The organism is Actinomadura geliboluensis (assembly GCF_043197915.1).
GTDB classification, from domain to species: domain Bacteria; phylum Actinomycetota; class Actinomycetes; order Streptosporangiales; family Streptosporangiaceae; genus Spirillospora; species Spirillospora geliboluensis.
In genome coordinates, this window is record NZ_JBICUA010000007.1 from 153,984 (window position 1) to 174,835 (window position 20,852).

Below are 20,852 nucleotides of genomic sequence, written 5' to 3' on the forward strand. Positions count from 1 at the left end.
CCCGGCTCCGGCTAGCGGACGGTCATGGGCGCGAGGCCGAGGGCGGCGAGCGCCTTCGCTCCGCGGGCGGTGTGCTCGCCGCCCGCGAGGACGGCGGTCCGGGCCGACTGGTAGCGGCAGCCGGCGGCGTCGAACGCGTCCGCCGTGGCGAGCAGCCGCTTCGTGTCGCCGTCCAGCAGTGCCTCGGCGCGCTCCACGATGGCCCCGGCCACCGGATTGCCCGCCGTGAGCTTCCGGGCGTCGGCCAGGCGCCGGCCGGCGTCGGGTGCGCCGGCGAGCACGGTGGCCTCCGCGCGGAGCGCGACGTACCAGTGGAGCCAGGTCCAGGTGACCCACCTCCAGACCTCGCCGGGCTCGTGGGCCGTCCGCTCCAGCGCTTCCCGCGCCTGTCCGCGGTGGAGGAGCAGCATGGCGTCGAAGACCGCGCCGTAGCCGTGGAGCCGGCTCGGCGACGTGCCGACCCCCTCCAGGGCCTCGTCCCACTCCCGCCGGGCCTCCTGGTCGGCGCGCAGGCCGTGGACCGTGGCGACGGCGGTCACCGCGGGTTCGAGGTCCGCCCGGACGGGGTCGCCGCTGCGCCGCCACGCGTCCAGGAATTGGACGGCGCCGCCGAGCACGCCGTCGACGTCGCCCGCGAGCGCGTCCGCGACCAGCTGCCAGCTCGTCGCGCGGTGCCCCACCTCGGCCAGCGACGGGTGGTCGGCGAGCCGCCGCGCCCAGCGCCGGGCGCCGGGCAGGTCCCCGGCGCCGATCGCGGTCTGGGCCGCCTCGCCGAGGGCCTGGACGAGCTCGTGGGTGACGGCGGGGCCGGGCGGCGCGGACTCCAGGAGGGTGACGCGGCGGCGGGCCGTGGCCGCGGTGGCGAACGGGTCGCCGACCCAGCTCTGCACGGCGGCGAGCGCGTCCAGCGCGGCGGACTCGGCGGGCGGGGACCCGGTGCGGTGGGCGAGGTCGGCCGCGCGCTCGGCGCGCGCGAGGACCTCCGCCACGGCGTCGCCGTGCGGGTCCTGGTCGGCGTCGAGCGCGTCGGCGGCCGACGCCGCCTCGGCCAGCGCGACGGCGGCATCGGCTGCGGGGTCTCCGCCCGCGTGCTCCCGCGCCTCGCCGATCAGCGCGCGCGTCTCCGCCGGGGACGGCGGCCGGACGAACGCGCCCGCGAACCGGTACACGGTGGTCGCGGCGGTCGCCAGGTCGGCGGCGGCGCGGGCGGCGTCCCCCGCGCCGCGGGCGGCGTCGGCGGCGGCGCGGTGCAGGCGGTACATGTCGTCGCCGTGCATGCGGCACCCGGCGACGGCGGCGGCGTGCCGGAGCATCGCCGCCGCGGCGGCCGGGTCGGCGGCGAGCGCCGCGGCCTGCTCGTACCGCTGCTGGGACTCCCCGACCAGGTTCCGGGTGAAGGCGAGCTCCGCCAGCCGCCGCGCGAGGGCGTGCGCGTCCGCGCGGTGCTCCGGCTCGCCGGCCGCCCAGGCGAGGGCGGCGCGGAGGTCGTCGGCGAGGGCGTCGAACCGGGGCCGCCAGTCCGCTCCGGCGGCGGCGAGGCCGGCGGCACCGGCCAGGCACCAGCGCAGGTGCCGGGCGCGGGTCTCGGCCAGGTCGCCGGCCTCGGCGAGCCGCTCGGCCCCGTACTGGCGGATCGTCTCCAGCGCCCGGTACTCGGTCGCGCCCGCGGACGCCCGCACGGCCAGCAGGCTCTGCTCGGCGAGGCGGGCCAGCCCGTCGGCGGCGGCGCCCTCCCCGGCCCCTGCCACCTCGGCGGCCGCGGCGGCGGTGAACGGCGCGGCGAACACCGACACGCGCCGCAGCAGCTCCCGGTCGGCCGGTTCCAGCAGGGCGTGGCTCCAGTCGACCGCCGCCCGCACCGAGCGGTGCCGGTCGTCGGCGCGCGAGCCGCCGGTGAGCATCCGCAGCGGGTGGGACAGCGCGGCGGTGAGGCCGTCCAGCCCGAGCGTGGGGTAGCGGGCCGCGGCCAGTTCGATCGCCAGCGGCATGCCGTCCAGCCGCTCGCAGATGGAGCGGACGTGGTCGTGCAGGGGCGGGTCCAGCGGCCAGCCGATCGCCGTCGCGCGCTCCATGAACAGCGCGACCGCGTCCGGCTCGCCGTCGTCGGACAGCGACAGCGGCGGGACGGGGTACACCCGCTCGAACGGCACCATCAGCCGGGCGCGGCTCGTCGCGAGCACCGTCACCCGGGGGCACGCGGCGAGCAGGTTCTCCAGGAACGGCGCCACGCCGTCCCGCACCTGCTCGCAGTTGTCCAGGACGAGCAGGACGTGCCGGTCGGCCAGCGCGGCGGCCACCGAGGCGGCCATGCCGCGGCCGGGCTGCTCGCCGAGGCCGAGCGCGGCGGCGACCGCGTCCGCGATCATGCCCGGGTCGGTGACCGGCACCAGGTCGACGAACCACACCCCGTCCGCGAACGCGCCGGCCGCGTCCGCCGCCACCGCCAGCGCGAGCCGCGTCTTGCCCACCCCGCCGGGACCGGCCGCGGTCACCTGCCGGTGCCGCCCGACCAGCTCGGCCAGTGCGGCGCGCTCGGCCGCCCGGCCGACGAACGCGGTCAGCGGGGCGGGCAGGGCGGGCACCGCGGCCGCGGCGCCGGCGGCGCGGCGGCCCGCGGCGGCCCGCGCGGCGAGCGCCCGCCGGTCCGGGACGTCCAGCTTCCGCAGCAGCGAGGAGACGTGGCTCTCGGCGGTGCGGACCGAGATGAACAGCCGCGCCGCGATCTCGGCGTTGCTCAGATGCTCCCCGACCAGCTCCAATACCTCGGCTTCTCGGGGTGAGATGTCCACTGTCACGGCCACCGTCCCATTCTGGCGCAGGCCCCACCGTGCATGTTCCGTGCGTGATCCGTGCCGGCGGTCCGTAGGCGGCTCCGTAGTCGGCACGGATGTGGCCGGACCGGGCCTGGAGCGAGGCTATGAGCCATGAGCGACTCTTCCAGTCAGGGAATCAAGACCGTCCTGCATCCAGTGAGCGACCTGGCGAAGGCCAAGGCCGTGTACGCCGCCCTGCTCGGCACGGCCCCGCAGACCGACTCGTCGTACTACGTCGGGTTCGAGGTCGGCGGGCAGCACATCGGGCTGGTCCCGGACGGCGGGCCGCAGGGCATGACCTCGCCGGTGGCCTACTGGCACGTCCCGGACATCGAGGCGAAGATCGCCGCGCTGACCGCCGCCGGCGCGACCGTCAAGGAGGCCCCGCACGACGTCGGCGCCGGGCGGCTGGTCGCCACCGTCACCGACCCGGACGGCAACGTCCTCGGCCTGATCCAGGACCGCTGAGCCCGGCCGCACGCCGCACGACGATGAACCCCTCACCAGAAAGAAGCGTCATGAACTCGTTCGAATCCATCACCCTCGAAGTCGCCGACCCCGCCGCCGCCGCGGACTTCTACGCGGCCCTCGGCCTCTCCTCCCAGGTGGACGTCCGAGCCTCGGACGACCCGAGCACCGGCTTCCGCGGCTTCGCGCTCTCGCTCGTCGCGTCCCAGCCCGGCAACGTCGACGCGCTCATCGCCGCCGCCGTCGGCGCGGGCGCCGCCGTGCTGAAGCCCGCCGCGAAGTCCTTCTGGGGCTACGGCGGCGTCGTCCAGGCCCCGGACGGGACGATCTGCAAGATCGCGTCCTCCAAGAAGAAGGACTCCGCGCCCGCCGCGCCGGAGTTCGAGCAGATCACGCTGCTGCTGGGCGTCGCGGACGTCAAGGCGAGCAAGCGCTACTACACCGGCCGCGGCCTCGCCGTCGCCAAGAGCTTCGGCGGCAAGTACGCCGAGTTCGACGCCTCGGAGTCGTCCGTCACGCTGGCGCTCTACCCGCGCCGCGCCCTCGCCAAGGACATCGGCCTCGCCCTGGAGGGCACCGGCTCCCACCGGCTCGTCCTGGTCGGCGGCGGCGAGACCGCCACCGACCCGGACGGGTTCGTGTGGGAGCCCGCGCCCGCCCGGAGCCGGGCCTGAGCCGTCCCGGCCGGTCAGCGGCGGAGCGAAACGCGGACGTCGCCGCCGTCCGGCCGGACCGCGTCCAGCATCCCGCTCGGGATGCGGAACACCCGGCCGGGCGCCGCGGGCCACGGCAGCCGCCGCTCGGCGAGGGTGCGGCCGTCCTGGACGACCGCGACGCGCGGGAACGGCACGAACTCGTCCACCCAGGCCAGCAGCCGGCCGCGGGCCGGGCCGCGCCCGCCGGGCCGGTACGTCGACGGGGATATCCAGCGCAGCGGCTCCGCCGCGACGATCCGGACGGCCTCGCCCGGGTCCTCCCCGCCGGCCAGGTGGTCGAGGACGCTCCGCGCCACGTGCGCGCCGTCGAGGGCCGCGATGTCCGCGGTGTCCACGGGGTGCAGCAGGTTCCCGGCGGCGAAGACCCCCGGGCGGCTGGTGCGCAGCGCGCCGTCGACGGCCGGGCCGAGCGTGCCGGGGTCCAGGTCGAGGCCGGCGGAGCGGGCCAGCTCGTTGTCGGGGATCCAGTCCCCGGTGAACACGACCGTGTCGCAGGGCACGACGTGCCGCCGGCCGGTGTCGACGTCCTCGATCTGGACGGCCTCGACGCGGCGCTTGCCGATGATCCGGGTGACGCGGGTGCGGGTGCGCAGCGGCACCCGCAGGCCGAGCCGGCCCGCGACGGGGAGCGCCGCGTACGCCTCGCCGTGCGGCCGCTCCGAGGTCATGAGGACGGTGCGGCAGCCCGCCTCGCGCAGGGTCAGCACGGCCGACCAGCTGACCAGCTCGCTGCCGACGACGACCGCGCGCAGCCCCGGGCGGCCGTGCCGCAGGTGCACCAGGTTCTGCAGGTGGCCGGTGGTGAAGACGCCGTCCGGGCGGTCCCCCGGCACGAGCCGCGCCGTCCGCGGCCGCTCCCGGGCGCCCGTCGCCAGCACCACCGCCCCGGCGCGGACCTCGTACAGGCCGTCCGGCGCGGTGACCTCCAGGGCCCCGTCGGCGGACCAGCCGGTCACCATGGCGCCGGTGCGGACGTCGGCGCCCGCGCGCTCGGCGCCGGCCGCCATCCGGCGGGCGTACTCGGGCCCGGTCAGGACCCGGTGGAGGTCGCGGACGCCGAACCCGGTGTGGGCGCAGTGCCGCGGGATGCCGCCGGCGTGCTGCTCGCGTTCGAGGACGAGCGGCCGGCCGGGAACCGCCCCCGCGAGCTCCCGGGCGGCCCGCAGCCCCGCCGGGCCGCCGCCGACGATGGCCACCGCGGGCGTCAGCCGGGTGCGCGTCGTGCTCATCGTTCGCCTTTCTCGTCGGTGTCCCCGCCGGCGGTGCGCAGCGCGTGCTCCAGCATCCCGGTGACGGTCGCGCCGCAGTAGAAGCCCTGGCAGCGCCCGTTCATGGCGCGGGTGCGGCGGCGGAGCCCGTCCAGGTCGCGCGGCGGGATCGTGCTCGCGAACGCGTCGCGGATCTCGCCGCGGCTGACCCGCTCGCAGAAGCAGGTGATCGTGCCGTACTCCGGGTCGTCCGCGATGCGCTCCGCGTCGGCGTACGGGCGCGGGAACGCCTCGCCGATGTTGGGCATGCGCGGCGGCTCCGGCAGGTCGGTGCGCTCCTCCAGGTCCAGGCCCGCCTCGCGGAGGAGGCCCAGCAGGTGTTCGGCGACCGCCATGCTGGAGGTGAGCCCGGTGGAGCGGATGCCGCCCGCGACCGCGTAGCGCTGCTCCGCGTCCACCTCGATCGTGTAGTCGGAGACGTCGCTCGCCGCGCGGAGCCCCGCGTAGGAGGCGGTGACCTCCTCCTCCAGCAGCCGCGGCATGATCCGCTTGCCGCGCTCCAGCAGGAACGCGTAGCCGTCCCCGGTGGTCGAGGTGTCGGCGCGGTCGGTCATGTCCTCGGCGGTCGGGCCGAGCATGACGTTGCCGTAGATCGTCGGGCTGATCAGCACGCCCTTGCCGAGTTTGGACGGCACCGGCAGCACGATGCGGTCCACCAGCGGCCGGGCCTGCTTGTCGTAGACGAGCAGCTGGCCGCGGCGCGGGTGCAGGTGGAACCGGTCGTGGCCGAACCGGGCGTCCAGCACGTCGCCGCCGAGCCCGGCAGCGTTGACGACCCACCGGGCCCGGACGTCGCCGCCGCTCGTGTGCAGAACGGTCTCGTCCTCCCCCGGGGTGATGGACTCGACGCGGTGCCCCCGCAGCAGCCGCACGCCGCGCCGGACCGCGTCGGTGGCCAGCGCGAGCGTGGTCGTCCAGGTGCAGATGATGGACTCGCCCGGCACCGTCAGCCCGCCGAGGGCGCCGGGGCCGAGCGCCGGGACCTGCCGGTACACCTCGTCCGGGCCGACGATCTCGCTCTCGGTGTAGCCGTTGCGCTCCGCCTTCTCCTTCAGGCCGGGCAGCGCGGCGAGTTGCTCATCGTCCCAGGCGACGAGCAGCGCCCCGGTCGGCTCGTAGGGGATGCCGGTGCGGTCGGCGTAGTCCTTGAGCAGCCCGTAACCCCGGGCGACGAGGCGCGCCTCCAGGGTGCCGGGCGCGGCGTCGAAGCCGGTGTGCAGGATCGCCGTGTTCGCCTTGCTGGTGCCGTCGCCGACGTCGTCCCGCGCCTCCAGCAGGACGACGTCGAGCCGGTGCCCGGCCAGGGCGCGGGCGATCGCCGAGCCGACGACGCCCGCGCCGATCACCGCGACGTCGGCGACGCGCCCGGGTTCCGGCGCGGTCTGCGGTGTGCTCACTCCTTCTCCTTCTTCGCGATCGCGGTGCTCTCGACGGCCGCCCGCCACCGGGCCCGGAAGGCGGCCGCCTCGGCGGCGCCGATCCGGGGGGTGTAGGCGGTGTCCGGCGACCAGTCGACGACCGCGTCCGCGAGGGGCAGCGCCGGGTCGAGGGCGCTGCGCGCGAACGCGACGGCGCCGAGCGCCGTGGCGTGCTCGGACGGGTACACGTCGACCTGGGTCTGCAGCAGGTCGGCGACGGCCTGCACCAGGACCCGGCTGCGGGTGAGGCCGCCGTCGACGCGCAGCCGCGGCAGGGCGGCGCCGGTGTCGCGGGCCGTGCAGTCCGCGAGCTCGGCGACCTGGGCGGCGATGCCGTCCAGCACCGCCTTGACCAGGTGCCCGGCGGTGGTGGACAGCGTCATCCCGGTGAACGAGGCGGTCGCGTCCGGCGCCCACCACGGTGCCGACAGTCCGGCCAGCGCCGGCACGCACAGCACCCCGTCGGCGTCCGGCGCGGCGACCGTGTCGAGCTCGGGCGCGCCGCCGACCAGGCCGAGGTCGCGCAGCCACCGCACCGCCGAGGCGGCGGTGGGGACCTGCCCGTCCAGGCAGTAGGACGTCTCGCCGCGCGCCTGCCACGCCACAGACGCGGCCAGCCCCGCCCCGGACCGGACGGGCGTCGTGCCCATGTTGGCCAGCAGGAAGGCCCCGGTGCCGAACGTGCACTTGGCCTCGCCCGGCTCCAGGCAGCGCTGCGCCAGCAGCGCCGCCTGCTGGTCGACGACCAGGCCGCCCACCGGGGCCCGGCCGCCGAACGCCGTCGTCTCGCCGACGATCTCGTCGCAGGCGGCGATGCGCGGCAGCCGCTCGCCGCCGAGCCCGAACACCTCCAGCAGCTCGGGGCTCCACGCGGCCGTGTCGAGGTCGGTGAGCAGCGAGCGGGACGCGGTCGCCGCGTCGGTGACGAACTCGCCGGTGAGCCGGTGCAGCAGCCAGGTGTCGGACGTCGTGACGACGCCGTCGCCGGTGAGCCGGTCCCGGATCCAGCGCATCTTCGGCGCGGAGAAGTACGGGTCGAGCACCAGCCCGGTGCGCTCGGCCACCAGGCCCGCCCACTCCGCGCGCTCGGCGCAGATCCCCGCGGACCTGCGGTCCTGCCACACGATCGCGGGCGTCAGCGGCTCGCCGGTGGCGGGGTCCCAGGCCAGGACGGTCTCGCCCTGGTTGGCCAGGGTCACGCCGTCGATCCGGGCCCCCGCCTCGGCGACGGCGCGCCGGCCGGACTCCAGCACCGAGTCGAGCAGCTCCGCCGGGTCCTGCTCGACCCCGCCGCCGGACAGGTAGCGGGGGTGCACCGGCAGCTCCACCACGCTCAGGACGCGGTCGGAGCCGTCCACGACCATGGCCTTCGTGCCCGAGGTGCCCTGGTCGACGGCCAGCACGGTGGTCATGGACGGCCCCCGGCGGACTCGTTCGGCCGGGGCGCGTCGTCGTCCAGGACCTTGTCGATGTCGTGCATGTCGGGCATGGTGAGCCCCTTGGTGCCGTGCCTGATGAGCAGGTAGGCCAAGTACACCGCGCCGATCGCCGACATGACGGCGACGTAGCGCCACGGCTCGGCGAAGGACGCGTCACGGAAGATCATCAGCTCGTAGGCCAGCCAGCAGACGGCCACCACCAGCACCGGGACCTCCCAGCGGCCGAGCTGGAAGCCCTTGGACGGCGGCAGGCTGCGCCGCTTGGCCAGGTACAGCGCCACCGTCGCCGCGTAGATGATCGCGGGCAGCAGGGTCGCCGCCGAGAACAGCGAGAACAGCGCCTGGGTGGACCGGGCGAACAGCGCGAGCAGGACCTGCGCGACCGCGAACATCAGCACGGCGGCGTTCAGCGGGGTGCCGGTCGAGGGGTTGATGCGGCGCAGCACCTGCCAGCCGGGGAAGCGCTTGTCGCGCGCCATCGCCCACACCAGCCGGGCCCCGCTCAGCAGGATGACCAGGCCGCAGGAGAAGATCGAGATCACGACGAGCACCAGCAGGCCCTTGCCCACGTAGGAGCCGAGCACGCGGGTGATGACGTCCGCGACCGGGGTGTCGGACTTCGCCAGCGCGGACGGGTTCTCCGCCAGCGCGGTGACCGCCACGAGGAACAGCATGCCGAGCACGCCGAGGCCGAGCACGGCCTGCGCCATCGCCTTCGGCACCACGCGCGCGGGGTCCTTGGTCTCCTCGGCGAGGTTCGCCGCCGACTCGAAGCCGACGATGGTGAACGCGCCGAGCAGGAAGCCGAGCGCCCACGGGCCGACCGAGGTCGCTCCGCCGAGCGAGAAGTAGCCGTCGCTCGGGACGTCGCCCTTGCTGAACAGGGTGCCGAAGTCGAGGTCGCCGGTGAAGGCGCCGACGGCGAACAGCAGCACGGTCAGCGAGACCATGCCGATCAGCTGGATGGTGACCGCGACGGTGTTGACCCGCTGCGTGGCCCGGGTGGACAGCGCCACCAGGATCGCCTGGAGGAGCACCACCACGGCGGTGATGACCCAGGCGTTCTGGCTGGTGCCCTCGTACTGGAACAGCACCGGCAGGATCGTCGCGGCGATGGTGTAGTCGACGGCGCACACCACGACCGCGAGGAAGGTGAACGAGATCCAGCCCATGATCCAGCCCAGCACCGGGTTGGCCAGGCGGGACGTCCACTGGTAGGCGTAGCCGCTCACCGGGATCCGGGCCGCGAGGGCGCCGAAGATCAGGGCCACGCACAGCTGGCCGACCACGACGACCGGCCACGTCCAGATGCCCATCGGGCCGGAGCTCTGCAGCACCGAGCCGTAGGCGGTGAAGATGCCGGTCGCGATCGACACGAACCCGAACGCCACCGCGAAGGAGGCGTACCAGCCCAGCTCGCGCTTGACCTCCTGCGCGTAGCCGAACTCCGAGAGGCCGTCGCCGGACCCGCTGCCGGCCGGGGATCCCGGCGCCGCCGCGGGCGGCGGCATGGAAGAATCGGCCATTGATCGTCTCCTTGCACGTGTCATGAGGAATGGGCGATCGGGCCGGGTGACGTGGCAGCGTCGCCCGGCCACCGTGAACTCACCCGGCGGCCACGATGAGGCCGCCGGACTCCTCCAGGGCCTCGCGCAGCGCCGGGGACGGCGTCTTGTCGGTGATCACTTCGTCGAACGCGTCGAGCCCGCACACGCGGTGCGCGGCGACGCGGCCGAGCTTGCGGGAGTCCGCGAGCACGTACGAGCGGACGGTGTTCGCGATCATCACGCGGCGGGTCGCGACCTCGTCCAGGTGGTAGTCGGTCAGGCCGGCCGAGGCGTCCACCCCGCCGGAGCCGAGGAAGGCCACGTCGGCGTTCAGGTCGGCGAAGAACTGGGCGGTGCCGGCGCCGGAGCAGGCGAGGTCGCCGGGCCGCAGCCGGCCGCCCGCCACCAGCACCTCGACCCGCGGCCGGCCGGCCAGTTCGGCGGCCGCCAGCAGCGAGCACGTCGCGACCACGCCGTGGAAGTCCGGCGGCAGCGCGCGGGCCACCTCCAGGGCGGTGGTGCCCACGTCGATGATGACGGTCTGCCCCGGCCGGACCAGCGCCGCGGCGGCGCGGCCGATGGCCGCCTTGGCCTCCCGGTCGGCGCCGGCGCGCTCGGCGAACGGCGCCTCCTCCCCCGACGAGCCGACGGCCACGCTGGTCGCGCCGCCGTGCACCCGCACGAGCTCCCCGCGGCGCTCCAGCACCATCAGGTCGCGGCGGACCGTCTCGGCCGACACCCCGAGCAGGACGGCGAGCTCCTCGGTCCGCACCACGGACCGGTCGCGGAGCGCGTCGCCGATCCGGCGGTGCCGCTCAGGCGCGAGCACGACCACTGCCCGACTTTGTGGAAGATTGACCGAACATATGGAGAATTCTGCATAAGTTTGGACTTTTGTCAAGACAGCCCAGGTCAGCGCCGTGGTAGCGGGCCGGAAGGGGCCGGCGGCGGCGTCGCATGAGAGCGGCCGGGCACCGCGACCGTGGTCGCGGCGCCCGGCCGGGCGTCCCTCTCCGGTCAGGCCAGCACGCAGTGGGCGCCGCTGAAGATCGTCGGCATGCACTTGTTGCAGTGGATGCACAGCGAGCGGGTCTCGGGCTCGTCCCGCATGCGGTTGAGCAGGTCGGGCTCGCGCAGGAGCGCGCGGGCCATGGCGACGAACTGGAAGCCCTCGGCCATCGCCAGGTCCATGGTCTCGCGCCGGGTGACGCCGCCCAGCAGGACCAGCGGCATCTTCAGCGCGGCGCGGAACTGCCGGGCGCTGTCCAGCAGGTACGCCTCCTCATAGGGGTAGCTGCGGATGAACTTCCCGCCCACCATCTGGACGCCCAGCTTCACCGGCTGAGGCATAGCGGCGGCGAACTCCCGCACCGGCGCGTCGCCCCGGAACAGGTACATCGGGTTGAGCAGGGAGCTGCCGGCGGTCAGCTCCAGGGCGTCCAGGCCGCCGTCCTGCTCCAGCCACTGCGCCACCCGCAGGCTCTCGTCCAGCCAGAGGCCGCCGGGGACGCCGTCGTCCATGTTCAGCTTGGCCAGGATCGCGATGCGGTCCCCGACCGCGTCGCGGACGGCGCGGGCGATGCCGCGCACGACCTTGGCGCGGTTGGCCAGCGAGCCGCCGTACTCGTCCGTGCGCTTGTTGATCTTCGGGCTGAGGAACGAGCTGGCCAGGTAGTTGTGGCCGAAGTGGATCTCCACGGCGTCGAACCCGGCCTCGATCGCCAGCAGCGCGGCGCCGGCGTGCGCCTTGGTGACCCGCTCGATGTCGGCCCCGCTCGCCGCGCGGGTCATCCGCAGCGCCTGCGGGTTGAACGAGCGGGACGGGCCCAGCGAGGGCAGCCCGTTGGACTTGCCGTTGGCGACCGGGCCCGCGTGCCCGATCTGCGCGGAGACCGCGGCGCCCTCGGCGTGCACGGCGTCGGTGAGGCGGCGCAGGCCGGGCAGCGCCTCGGGCCGCATCCAGATCTGGTCGCGCTCCGTGCGGCCCTCGGGGGCCACGGCGCAGTAGGCGACCGTGGACATGCCGACGCCGCCGGCGGCGTGACGGCGGTGGAACTCGATGAGCTCGTCGCCGACCAGCGCGCCCTTGGTCATGCCTTCGAAGGTGGCGGCCTTGATGACGCGGTTGCGCAGTTCGAGGGGGCCGAGCTTGGCCGGTGCGAAGACGTCCGGAGTGGTCATGTGCTCTCCAAGGGACAGCGGGTCATGGGCGTGGGCGGAGCCGGGGCGCATGGCCGTGTCGGCGCCATCGTCCACCTCTTCCTCTCGTCTCTCCACGAGGGGGGTTTCAATCACCAGTCAATCACTGATTGAAGGGTGCTTGCGCAAGGTGTGGTGGAATGGCCGGATGCCCGACGAGAACGCGTCGACCCGGGAACGCCTGCTGGCCGCGGCCGAGCGGCTCTTCGCCGGCAAGGACCCCGACCAGGTCTCCCTCCGCCTGATCAACGCCGAGGCCGGCCTGAACCCCGGAGCGGTGCACTACCACTTCGGATCCCGGGAGGGGCTCGTCACGGCCCTGCTGGAGCGCGAGCTCATCCCGCTCTGGGCCGACCGCCTGGCGCCGGTCGTCGAGGCATCGGAGCGGCCCGACGCCGACCTCCCGATCGCCGGGCTCGTCGCCGCGATCGTCGAACCGTTCGAGGACCTGATCCGCACCGAGAAGGGCCGGATGCTCTGCCGCCTGCTGGCCCGCACGGCGCTCCCCAACGGGCGGCTGCCGGTCTCCTCCCCCTGGTTCAGCCCGGCCCCGTTCGAGGTGATGCTCTCCCGCGCCATGCCCGAACTGCCGGTCCGCGAGATCTCCGAACGCTGGCGCCTGGCCTTCACCCTCCTGCTGGAGGTCTACGGCCGCGCCGCCGCCGACGGCCGGTCCCCGGTCCACCCGGAGACGCTCGTCTCCTTCCTCACCGCCGGACTCACCGCCCCCGCCCGCGGCTGACCGATCTTCTATACGATGCGCGGGACCCCTCATCGGGAGGCCCGTATGGATTCCGCGTCCCCGGTGGCCGCCGCCCGCTGGGCTCGCGTGGTCGCGGTCGGGGTGAGCTGCGGTTTCGCGTTCGGCGGGTACGTCGGGATCATCAACGCGGAGCAGAGCGGCAAGCCGGCGGCCGCCGCGCTGCTGACCGCGCTGGTGCTCCTCCACCTGCGCAACTGCATCCGCTGGTCGGACGACGAACGAGCGCGAGGCCGGCAGTGGGCGCTGGGCGTCCAGGCGGTCCTCACGGCCACGGGCATGATCTGGTACGCGTCCACCTGGTACGGCAACTCCGGGTTCCTGGCGGCGGCGCTCCTGCTGCTCGTCCGCCGGCGGTGGGCGGCGTGGGGCGGGTTCGCGCTGGTGATCGCGGCGCAGTTCGCCGCCGCGCTGCCGGTCCGGCCGACGGTCGCGGAGGCGGCCTACCTCGCGGTCGGGCACACGGCGTTCGTCGGGATCGCGCTGTACGGGGTCGCCCGGCTCGCCGACCTCATCAGCGACATGCGGCGGACCAGGGACGCGCTCGCGCTGGCCCAGGTCTCGCGCGAGCGGCTGGTCTTCGCGCAGCAGTTGAACGAACGCGTGGGCGTGAGCCTCGAACGGGTCGTCCGGGACGGGGACGCGGCGGACCCGGCGGCGGTCAGGCGGCGGCTGGACGTGGCACGGGCGGCGCTCAACGAGACGCGGTCGGTGGCGCACGGATACGGGCGCGACCACCTCGCGGGCGCGCCGGTCGCGGACGACCTGACGGCGACGGGGGCGGCGGTCCTCGGGGCCGCGACGCTCTGCCTCATGATCGTGCCCACGGAGCTGAGGCAGTTCCTCCGCGTCGACCTGGGCGCGCTCGAGACGGCGGTGTTCTTCGCGTCGCTCGCCGCGTTCGTGCTGCTGTTCCTGCGCGCCTGCGCCCCGACGCGCCGTCCGCCGTGGACGCTGGTCGTCTTCGTCCCGGCGCTGGGCCCGCTGCTCCTGTTCGACCTGTCGGTGTGGCACGTGGTCCTCTTCCTGCCGGGCCTCGTCCTGGTCGTCGTGCGCGGGTGGGCGCGGTGGGTCCTGGCGGTCCCGCTGATCTGCATGGATCCGCTGCTCGTGATCTGGGACGCGCAGCTCGGCGACCCGACGCCGCTGGGCATGGCCTACGAGATCGTGTGGTCCGGGGAGCGGGCGCTGCTCGTGTGCGGGCTCGTCCGCATGGGCGAGCTGGCCCTGCGGGTCAAGGAGGCGCGGGCGGAGCTGGCCAGGACGGCGGTGGCCCGCGAACGGCTCCGGTTCGCGACCGACCTCCACGACCTGCTCGGCCTGGGGCTGTCGGTGGTGGTGCTCAAAAGCGAGCTGGCGCTGCGGCTGCTGGACAGGGACCCCGGCCGCGCCCGCACCGAGCTGTCCGAGGGCCTGGCGGCGGCCCGCCGCGCCCTGGCCGACATGCGGGACGTCGTGGCCGGGCGCGGTGAGATCGAGCTGGCGGCGGAGGCCGAGTCCACGCGCGCGGCGCTCGCGGCCGCCGGCATCGAGGTGTCCGGGACGGTCCAGCCGGCGCCGCTGCCCGCGGAGACCGACACGCTCCTGGCCACCGTCCTGCGCGAAGGGGTCACCAACGTGCTGCGGCACAGCGACGCCGACCGGTGCGAGCTGACCGTCGAGGTGGTCGCGCGGAGCGTCCGGCTGCGCCTGGTCAACGACGGTGCCCGGGGTCGCGCCGGCGCGCCCGGCGTGGGCTTGGAGAACCTGGCGCGCAGGGTGCGCGAGCTGGGCGGGACGCTGACCGCCGGCAGGGACGGGGACGCCTACCGGCTCGCGGTGGAGGTGCCGCTACAGCCAGCCCTGATCGGTCGCGATGCGGATCGCGTCGATGCGGTTCCTGGCGTTCAGCTTCAGGACGGCCGACGACAGGTAGTTCCGGACGGTGCCCCGGCTCAGTGAGAGCGACCGGGCGATGTCGTCGGCCTCCGCGCCGGTCGCCGACAGCCGGAGCACGTCGGCCTCCCGCGCGGTGAGCGGGCTGTCCGCCCGTTCGAGCTCGGCGAGGGCCAGCTGAGGGTCCACCACCCGCTCCCCCGCGACGGCCTTGCGGATCGCGTCGATGAGGTCGTCGGCCGGCGCGTGCTTGAGCAGGAACGCCGAGATCCCCGCGGACAGGCCCCGGCGCAGATACCCCGGCTTGCCCAGACCCGTCAGGACGACCGTCCGGCAGGCCGGGAGCTTGACGCGGAGTTCGGCGGCGGCGTCCAGACCGTCCATGCCGGGCAGGTCGATGTCGAGCACGGCCACATCGGGGCGAGCCTGGACGGCCGCGTCGACGATCTCGTCCCCGCGCTCGACCGTGGCCACCACCTCGATGTCGTCCTCGAGCCCGAGGACGGTGGTCAGCGTCTCCCGCAGGATCCGGACGTCCTCGGCGACCATCACACGGATCATGTGATTCCTTCACATCGAACTGCTGAACCCGGCCACTACCGGCGAATTCTCCGGATTGCGAGTCTAATCACGCCGACACCGGCGCACTCAGAACCGGAGGAAACCATGCGAAAGCTCATCGCCTCGACGTACGCCACTCTCGACGGCTTCATCGACAACCCCCACGAATGGTCGCTGCAGTACTCCGAGGAGGAGTCCCAGACCTACGCGTTCACCATGACCAAGAACGCCGACGCGCTCCTGCTCGGCCGCGTCACCTACGAGGGAATGGCGCAGGCGTGGCCGAACATGGGCGGCAACCCCTACGCCGACCACGTCAACTCCATGGACAAGTACGTCGTCGCAAGCCAGCCCGTGGACACCTCGTCCTGGAAGCCGACCACGGTCATCGACGGGGCCGACCTCGTCGGCGCGGTGACCGAACTGAAGAAGCGGGACGGCGGCGACATCCTCATCTGGGGCCACGGCCGCCTGACCGACGCCCTCGCCGCCGCCGGGCTGCTCGACGAGCACAAGATCTGGCTCTACCCGGTCATCAAGGGCTCCGGCGAGCCGCTGTTCCGCCCGGAAAGCGCCGGAACCGTCGAACTGGTCGACTCGACCATCTTCCCGAGCGGAGTCGCCGTCCTCACCTACCGTCCGCTCACCGGCTGAACCGACCGGCATCGCCATTCCGGCGAGGAGGCGGAAGGCGTGCGGCCACCAGCGCGGCACGCCTTCCGCACCTCCCGGCGCCGGTGCCGAGTACGACAAGCCGCTCAAAGCCCGCTCTTCCGCCTCCTGCTCGTGACGAGTCGGCGCGCTTCGCTCAGATGACGCCGGCTTCGGCGAGCCAGCGCCACAGCTCGTCCTGCGGGACGATCGTGACACCGAGCTTCTCGGCCTTGCCGGTCTTCGAGGCGCCGACGTTGTCGCCGGCGAGCAGGTAGTCGGTGCCCGCCGAGACCGACGAGACGGCCTTCGCCGCCGCCTGCTCGACCAGGCGGGTGACGTCGGGCCTGCTGATCTTCGCGCCCGAGCGCGGGTCGGTGAACGCCCCGGTGATCACGACGGCCCGGCCCTTGAGCGGCGAGTCGCCCGCGGCCGCCGCGTCGACCGGCCGGTCCTCGGGGAGGACGTCGAGGTTCACGCCGCGCTCCCGCAGCGCCGCGATCTCCGCCAGCACCTCGGGGCGGGCGAAGAAGGCCACAATGCTCTCCGCGACCGCGGGGCCGATGTCGCGGATCGCCACCAGGTCCTCGGCCGTCGCCGCCGCGACGTCCTCGATGCGCTCGTAGCCGGCCAGGCACAGCCGCTTGGCCGTGCCCTCGGACGCCATCGGGATCGCCAGCCCGATCAGCGCCCGCCGCAGCCCGACGCCCTTGGACGCCGCGATGGAGTCGACCATGTTCTTCGCGCTGACCTCGCCCATCCGCTCGTAGCCGAGGAGCTGCTCCACCGTCAGGTCGTAGAAGTCGCTGCGCCGCTTGAGCACGCCCTCCTCGGCGAGCTTCTCGATCCAGGTGTCGCCGACGCCCTCCATGTCGGCCGCCTGCCGCGAGGCCCAGTGCATCAGCCGCCGCATCGCCTGGGCCGGGCACTGCAGGTTCAGGCACCAGCGCTCCTCGCCGGCACCGCGGACCTCCAGCTCGGACCCGCACGACGGGCAGTGCACCGGCGGGACGATCTCGACCTCGCTGCCGTCGCGCCGCTCCGGCAGCGAGCGGCCCGCGAACGGGATCACGTCGCCGCGCCGCACGACCGCGACCGTGTCGCCGATCCGCAGGTCGCGCTCGCGGATCAGGCGCGGGTTGTGCAGGGTGATGTTCTCGACCGTGACGCCGCCGACGAACACCGGCGCGACCTTGGCGCGCGGCGGGACGCGGCCGATCTTGCCGACCGGCCACTCGACCGACAGCAGGGTGGTGAGCTTCTCCTCCGGCGGGTACTTGAACGCGATCGCGCCGCGCGGTTCGGCGCTGTTGAAGCCCGCCGCGTCGAACGCCGCCGGTTCGTGCAGCCGGACGACCGCGCCGTCGATGTCGTAGTCCAGCCCGTCGCGGCGGCCGCCGATCTCGTGGATCGCGTCCATCACCTCGGCGGCGTCCGCGCACACGTACTGGGCGACCGGCTCGAAACCCGCCGGGAGGCCGATCGCGGCGCCGTCGCGGTCGGCTCCGAACGCGTAGAAGCGCAGCAGCCGCTTCGCCTGGACCGCCGCCTCGGGGTCCTTCAGCACCAGCGTCCCGGCGGCGCCCGAGCGGGGGTTGGTCAGCGTCTTGTCGGGGTGGGCCTCGTTGTAGGCGGCCCAGACCGACCGCAGCATCACGGCCTCGCCGCGGACCTCGACGCGCCCGGGCTCCTCGATCTCCATCGGCAGGCCGGGGATCACGTGCCGCACCTTCTCGGTCACCAGCTCGCCGACCGCGCCGGTGCCGCGCGTGGCGACGTAGTCGAGCCTCCCGCCGGTGTAGACGACGCTGAGCGAGAGCCCGTCGAGCTTCTCCGACACACGGAAGACCTGGCCGCCGAAGCGCTCGCAGAACGTGCGGATCTGCTCCTCGCTCGTCGCCTTCGCCAGCGAGAGCATCGGGCGCGCGTGGCGCACCGTCGGCCCGGCGAGCTCCGCCGGCGCGTTGACCTTGCCGAGCGGGCTGTCGGCCGGCTCCAGCTCGGGATGCTCGGCGACGAGCGCCGCCAGCTCGTCCTTCAACGCGTCGTAGTCGGCGTCCGGCAACGGGCTGTCACCGGCGCCGTAGTACAGGTCGTTCAGCCGCTTGACCTCGGCGGCCAGCTCAGCGATGCGCTCCTCGACGTCCACACCCCGATTAAACGCGAAGCCACCGACACTCTTCACCGCCGATCCTCACCCGCCGTCGCCGCTCCCGCGGTCGGACCTCAGCGGCCCAGGCCGGCGTCGCGGGCGCGGGCCATCGCCTCGGCGCGGTCGGCGACCTGGAGTTTGGCGAAGACGTTCGAGACGTTGTTGCGGACGGTCTTGGGCGACAGGCCGAGGCGCTCGGCGATCGCCGGGTTCGGCAGGCCGAGCGCGATCAGTTCCAGGACGTCGCGCTCGCGGGCCGTCAGCTGCGGGAACGGCTCCCCGGCCGGGCGGGCGACCGCGATCCGGGCGAAGTAGTCCGCGACGCGTCCCGCCAGCGCCGGGCCGAAGATCACCTCGCCGCCCGCTACGGCGGCGACCGCGCGCAGGATCTCCTCCTGGTCGGCGCCCTTCACCAGGTAGCCGCGGGCGCCGGCGAGCATGGCGGCGAACACGCTCTCGTCGTCCTCGTGCATGGTCAGCACGAGGACGCCGGTGTCCGGGTGCGCGGCGAGGATCCGGCGGGTCGCCTCCACGCCGCCGAGCCGCGGCATCTGCAGGTCCATCACGACGACGTCCGGGCGCAGCCGCCCCGCCGTTTCCACGGCGACCGCGCCGTCCGGCGCGGTGCCGACGACCTCGACCTCCCCGGTGGACTCCAGCATCAGCCGCAGCCCGTCGCGGTACACCGGGTGGTCGTCGGCCAGCAGCACCCGCGGCGTCACGGCGCGCTCCCCGCGAACGTCAGCGGCTCGGGCGCGTCGCCGCCGGAGCCCCGGCCGAACGGCAGCACGGCGTGCACGCGCGTCCCGCCGCCGGGGCGCGCCGACACCGCGCACCGCCCGCCGAGCTCCTCGGCCCGCTCCCGCATCCCGACCAGCCCGACGCCGACGAGCGCGCCCGGCGGCATGCCCCGGCCGTCGTCCGCGACCTCCACCTCCAGCGCCTCCGCGGTCGCCTCCAGCCGGACGTCGCAGTGCGCCGCCCCGGCATGGCGGGAGACGTTCGCCAGTGCCTCGCTCACGATCCGGTACGCCGCCTCCTCGGCCGCGGCGGGCAGCGGCGACAGCCGGCCCGCGCAGCTCAGCCGCACCCGCAAGGACCGGCCCTGGAATCGCTCGGCGAGCTGCTCCACCGCCCCGACCAGCCCGAACTGGTCCAGCGACGGGGGACGCAGGTCGTGGACCAGGCGACGGACGTCGGCCAGCACGCCCGACAGGTCGCCGCGCACCGAGCTCAGCGTCGCGTCGGCGGCGGCCGCGTCGCGCGGGGCGAGGTTGCGGGCCGCCTCGATCTTCAGCGCCGCGGCGGCCAGCGACGGGCCGAGGCCGTCGTGCAGGTCGCGGCGCAGCCGGCGCCGCTCCTCGGCGATCCCCGTCACCAGCTGCTCCCGGCTGCGCTGCAGCTCCTCGGTGAGCGCCGTCGCCCGCGCCGCGGCGGCGGCCTGCCGGACGACGTCGGCGAGGAGCCGCTGGTCGGCCGCCGGGAGCCGCGCCCCGCTCCGCGGCACCAGCGCCAGCCGGCCGATCGCCGCGCCCCGGTACCCGAACGGCAGGACCAGGACGTCGTCGCGCGGCGTCCCGTGCTCGACGACGACCGTCTTGCCGTCGGCGCGGTCCAGCTCGACGCGCACGTACGGGGAGCGGAACGACTGCGCCACCGCCCGCGCCACCTCCAGCAGCAGCTCGTCCGGGCCCATGGACCGCTCCAGCCGCCGCGCCAGCGCCGACACCACGTCGTAGGGCTCCGCCCGGCCGGTCAGCACCCGGTTCACCCAGCGCTGGAGGCGCAGCCGCAGCGGCGCGTACAGGACGGCGACCACGCCCGCGCCGGTCACCGCGGCGAGCGGCTCGTCGATGACCGTCCCGGCGCCGACGAACACCGCCACGTCGATGCCGATCACCGCGGCCGCCAGCGCCGCGTACAGCAGCGTCCAGCCGAGCAGCAGGTCGACGTCGTAGAGCCGGTACCGGGCGACCGCGACCAGCACCGCGACCGCGACGGCCGCGTGCATGAGGATGAGGGAGATGTCGCCGATCCACCAGTCCACCGACGGCGGCGTCACCTCCGTGAGCACCATGCCCGCCGCGAAGAGGACGACGTTGGCCGCGAGCGCCAGCAGCATCCACCGCAGCTGCGTCCGCCGCACCGGGTCGGACCGGCGGAAGCGCACCGTGAACGCCGCGATGGACACCCCGAACGAGAAGAGGAAGCCGACCCAGAACATCCAGCCGGACACCGGCCAGAGCGCGTCGGGCAGCGGCGGGGTCAGCGGGTCCAGCGGGACGCCCCGCAGGCCCGGCGCGAGCGGCTCGCCGTGGGAGAACACCCGCCACGGCACCATCAGCAGCGCCACGACGCCGACGGCCTGCGCGGTGATCGCGGCCGCCACGGGCCACCGCCAGCGCCGCGACGGCAGCCGCCCGTCCGGGAAGAACATCAGCGTCAACGGCACGATCATGTTGATCACCGGGCCGAAGCGGGCGCCCGCGTACACCGTCGCCGCCGTGAGCGGCAGGCCGCCGCCGTGCTCCACGACCGACAGCGAGGCGTACGCCGCGGTGATCCCGTCCAGGACCGCGATGAACCCGCCGGCCAGCACCAGCCACGTCAGCGGGTGCCGCGGCAGCCGCGTCGCCAGCACGCCGCCCGCGACCGCCAGCGGCAGTCCCGACCCCGCCGACCCCCAGTGCGCCCAGTCCAGCGGATCCGGCGGCCTGCCCGCCCCCGCGAGCAGGACGTCCAGCCAGACCGTCGCGGCGGTCGCCGCGGCGCACAGCACGGCGACCGCGATGGCGGTCCGCCTCAGGAGCCGCTCGGCCCGAGGCGCGGGTCGGGCGCTCCTCACCCCGCCAGCATGGCTCCCGCCGCGTCCCGGCTGCCTGGGATCGGTGTCCCTGGCCGCCGGGGACACCGGTCACCCACCGGAACGGGCCCCGACTCGGGCCGCGTCCGCCGCCCGGGTCCCTGGCCGCCCGGGACATCGGG

Annotated in this window: 16 protein-coding genes; 5 read left to right on the plus strand and 11 right to left on the minus strand. The window is 74.8% G+C overall.

Annotated features, from left to right (window positions below):
• Positions 1-11 precede the first annotated feature (11 nt).
• A complete protein-coding gene (locus tag ACGFI1_RS23315; RefSeq protein WP_392787767.1) occupies positions 12-2,801 on the minus strand; it encodes an ATP-binding protein in 2,790 nt (929 codons plus the stop codon).
• A 123-nt stretch (positions 2,802-2,924) separates the two neighbouring features.
• Between ACGFI1_RS23315 and ACGFI1_RS23320 the strand changes: the two genes are divergently transcribed.
• Together ACGFI1_RS23320 and ACGFI1_RS23325 are read left to right on the plus strand one after the other, a co-directional pair.
• Positions 2,925-3,281 carry a VOC family protein gene (locus ACGFI1_RS23320; RefSeq protein ID WP_387073359.1) on the plus strand — a complete coding sequence of 119 codons (357 nt, stop codon included), beginning with the start codon at positions 2,925-2,927 and terminating at the stop codon, positions 3,279-3,281.
• 50 nt (positions 3,282-3,331) lie between these two features.
• The gene (locus ACGFI1_RS23325; RefSeq protein ID WP_392787770.1) at positions 3,332-3,955 is read left to right on the plus strand and encodes a glyoxalase; all 624 of its coding nucleotides are present in this window, start codon (positions 3,332-3,334) and stop codon (positions 3,953-3,955) included.
• A 14-nt stretch (positions 3,956-3,969) separates the two neighbouring features.
• Here ACGFI1_RS23325 and ACGFI1_RS23330 read toward each other — a convergent pair whose 3' ends face one another.
• The 6 genes from ACGFI1_RS23330 to ACGFI1_RS23355 form a co-directional block, all read right to left on the minus strand.
• Positions 3,970-5,226: an NAD(P)/FAD-dependent oxidoreductase gene (locus tag ACGFI1_RS23330; RefSeq protein ID WP_392787772.1), complete on the minus strand. Its 1,257-nt coding sequence runs from the start codon at positions 5,224-5,226 to the stop codon at positions 3,970-3,972.
• Complete coding sequence (locus tag ACGFI1_RS23335) at positions 5,223-6,662, minus strand: NAD(P)/FAD-dependent oxidoreductase (RefSeq protein WP_392787773.1); 1,440 nt, start codon at positions 6,660-6,662, stop codon at positions 5,223-5,225. Before ACGFI1_RS23335 ends, ACGFI1_RS23330 begins: the two co-directional genes overlap by 4 nt.
• Positions 6,659-8,095, minus strand: a complete 1,437-nt coding sequence (locus ACGFI1_RS23340; RefSeq protein ID WP_392787776.1) for an FGGY family carbohydrate kinase — start codon at positions 8,093-8,095, stop codon at positions 6,659-6,661. Before ACGFI1_RS23340 ends, ACGFI1_RS23335 begins: the two co-directional genes overlap by 4 nt.
• A complete protein-coding gene (locus tag ACGFI1_RS23345; protein ID WP_240808018.1) occupies positions 8,092-9,648 on the minus strand; it encodes an amino acid permease in 1,557 nt (518 codons plus the stop codon). Before ACGFI1_RS23345 ends, ACGFI1_RS23340 begins: the two co-directional genes overlap by 4 nt.
• A 79-nt stretch (positions 9,649-9,727) precedes the next feature.
• On the minus strand, positions 9,728-10,504 hold the full coding sequence (locus ACGFI1_RS23350; RefSeq protein ID WP_392787779.1) for a DeoR/GlpR family DNA-binding transcription regulator: 777 nt from the start codon (positions 10,502-10,504) through the stop codon (positions 9,728-9,730).
• Positions 10,505-10,686: 182 nt separating this feature from the next.
• Entirely contained in the window at positions 10,687-11,850 is a 1,164-nt protein-coding gene (locus ACGFI1_RS23355) for an NADH:flavin oxidoreductase (protein ID WP_392787781.1), read from the minus strand.
• 166 nt (positions 11,851-12,016) lie between these two features.
• Here ACGFI1_RS23355 and ACGFI1_RS23360 point away from each other — a divergent pair, with 166 nt between their 5' ends.
• Positions 12,017-12,610, plus strand: coding sequence for a TetR/AcrR family transcriptional regulator (locus ACGFI1_RS23360; protein WP_392787784.1), 594 nt, complete (start codon positions 12,017-12,019; stop codon positions 12,608-12,610).
• A 45-nt stretch (positions 12,611-12,655) separates the two neighbouring features.
• Positions 12,656-14,569, plus strand: a complete 1,914-nt coding sequence (locus ACGFI1_RS23365; protein ID WP_392787787.1) for a sensor histidine kinase — start codon at positions 12,656-12,658, stop codon at positions 14,567-14,569.
• Here ACGFI1_RS23365 and ACGFI1_RS23370 read toward each other — a convergent pair.
• Complete coding sequence (locus ACGFI1_RS23370; RefSeq protein WP_392787790.1) at positions 14,459-15,064, minus strand: response regulator transcription factor; 606 nt, start codon at positions 15,062-15,064, stop codon at positions 14,459-14,461. The two genes, ACGFI1_RS23365 and ACGFI1_RS23370, sit on opposite strands and share 111 nt — an antisense overlap.
• 105 nt (positions 15,065-15,169) lie before the next feature.
• Between ACGFI1_RS23370 and ACGFI1_RS23375 the strand changes: the two genes are divergently transcribed.
• The gene (locus ACGFI1_RS23375; RefSeq protein ID WP_392787792.1) at positions 15,170-15,718 is read left to right on the plus strand and encodes a dihydrofolate reductase family protein; all 549 of its coding nucleotides are present in this window, start codon (positions 15,170-15,172) and stop codon (positions 15,716-15,718) included.
• 154 nt (positions 15,719-15,872) lie between these two features.
• On the opposite strand, the gene ligA is transcribed toward ACGFI1_RS23375, so the two are convergent.
• Genes ligA through ACGFI1_RS23390 form a run of 3 tightly spaced genes read right to left on the minus strand, consistent with a single transcriptional unit; the run spans position 15,873 to position 20,712 of the window.
• Positions 15,873-17,900 carry an NAD-dependent DNA ligase LigA gene (gene ligA, locus ACGFI1_RS23380; RefSeq protein ID WP_392787795.1) on the minus strand — a complete coding sequence of 676 codons (2,028 nt, stop codon included), beginning with the start codon at positions 17,898-17,900 and terminating at the stop codon, positions 15,873-15,875.
• Between the two features lie 41 nt (positions 17,901-17,941).
• Positions 17,942-18,589: a response regulator transcription factor gene (locus ACGFI1_RS23385; RefSeq protein WP_205719397.1), complete on the minus strand. Its 648-nt coding sequence runs from the start codon at positions 18,587-18,589 to the stop codon at positions 17,942-17,944.
• Entirely contained in the window at positions 18,586-20,712 is a 2,127-nt protein-coding gene (locus ACGFI1_RS23390; protein ID WP_392787797.1) for a sensor histidine kinase, read from the minus strand. Before ACGFI1_RS23390 ends, ACGFI1_RS23385 begins: the two co-directional genes overlap by 4 nt.
• Positions 20,713-20,852 lie beyond the last annotated feature (140 nt).

Excerpts from the sequence above, each read along its gene's own strand:
- ACGFI1_RS23320 (WP_387073359.1), top strand. The coding sequence starts at position 2,925 with ATGAGCGACTCTTCCAGTCAGGGAATCAAGACCGTCCTGCATCCAGTG.
- ACGFI1_RS23325 (WP_392787770.1), top strand. The coding sequence starts at position 3,332 with ATGAACTCGTTCGAATCCATCACCCTCGAAGTCGCCGACCCCGCCGCC.
- ACGFI1_RS23330 (WP_392787772.1), bottom strand. The coding sequence starts at position 5,226 with ATGAGCACGACGCGCACCCGGCTGACGCCCGCGGTGGCCATCGTCGGC.
- ACGFI1_RS23340 (WP_392787776.1), bottom strand. The coding sequence starts at position 8,095 with ATGACCACCGTGCTGGCCGTCGACCAGGGCACCTCGGGCACGAAGGCC.
- ACGFI1_RS23345 (WP_240808018.1), bottom strand. The coding sequence starts at position 9,648 with ATGGCCGATTCTTCCATGCCGCCGCCCGCGGCGGCGCCGGGATCCCCG.
- ACGFI1_RS23355 (WP_392787781.1), bottom strand. The coding sequence starts at position 11,850 with ATGACCACTCCGGACGTCTTCGCACCGGCCAAGCTCGGCCCCCTCGAA.
- ACGFI1_RS23360 (WP_392787784.1), top strand. The coding sequence starts at position 12,017 with ATGCCCGACGAGAACGCGTCGACCCGGGAACGCCTGCTGGCCGCGGCC.
- ACGFI1_RS23365 (WP_392787787.1), top strand. The coding sequence starts at position 12,656 with ATGGATTCCGCGTCCCCGGTGGCCGCCGCCCGCTGGGCTCGCGTGGTC.
- ACGFI1_RS23370 (WP_392787790.1), bottom strand. The coding sequence starts at position 15,064 with ATGATCCGTGTGATGGTCGCCGAGGACGTCCGGATCCTGCGGGAGACG.
- ACGFI1_RS23375 (WP_392787792.1), top strand. The coding sequence starts at position 15,170 with ATGCGAAAGCTCATCGCCTCGACGTACGCCACTCTCGACGGCTTCATC.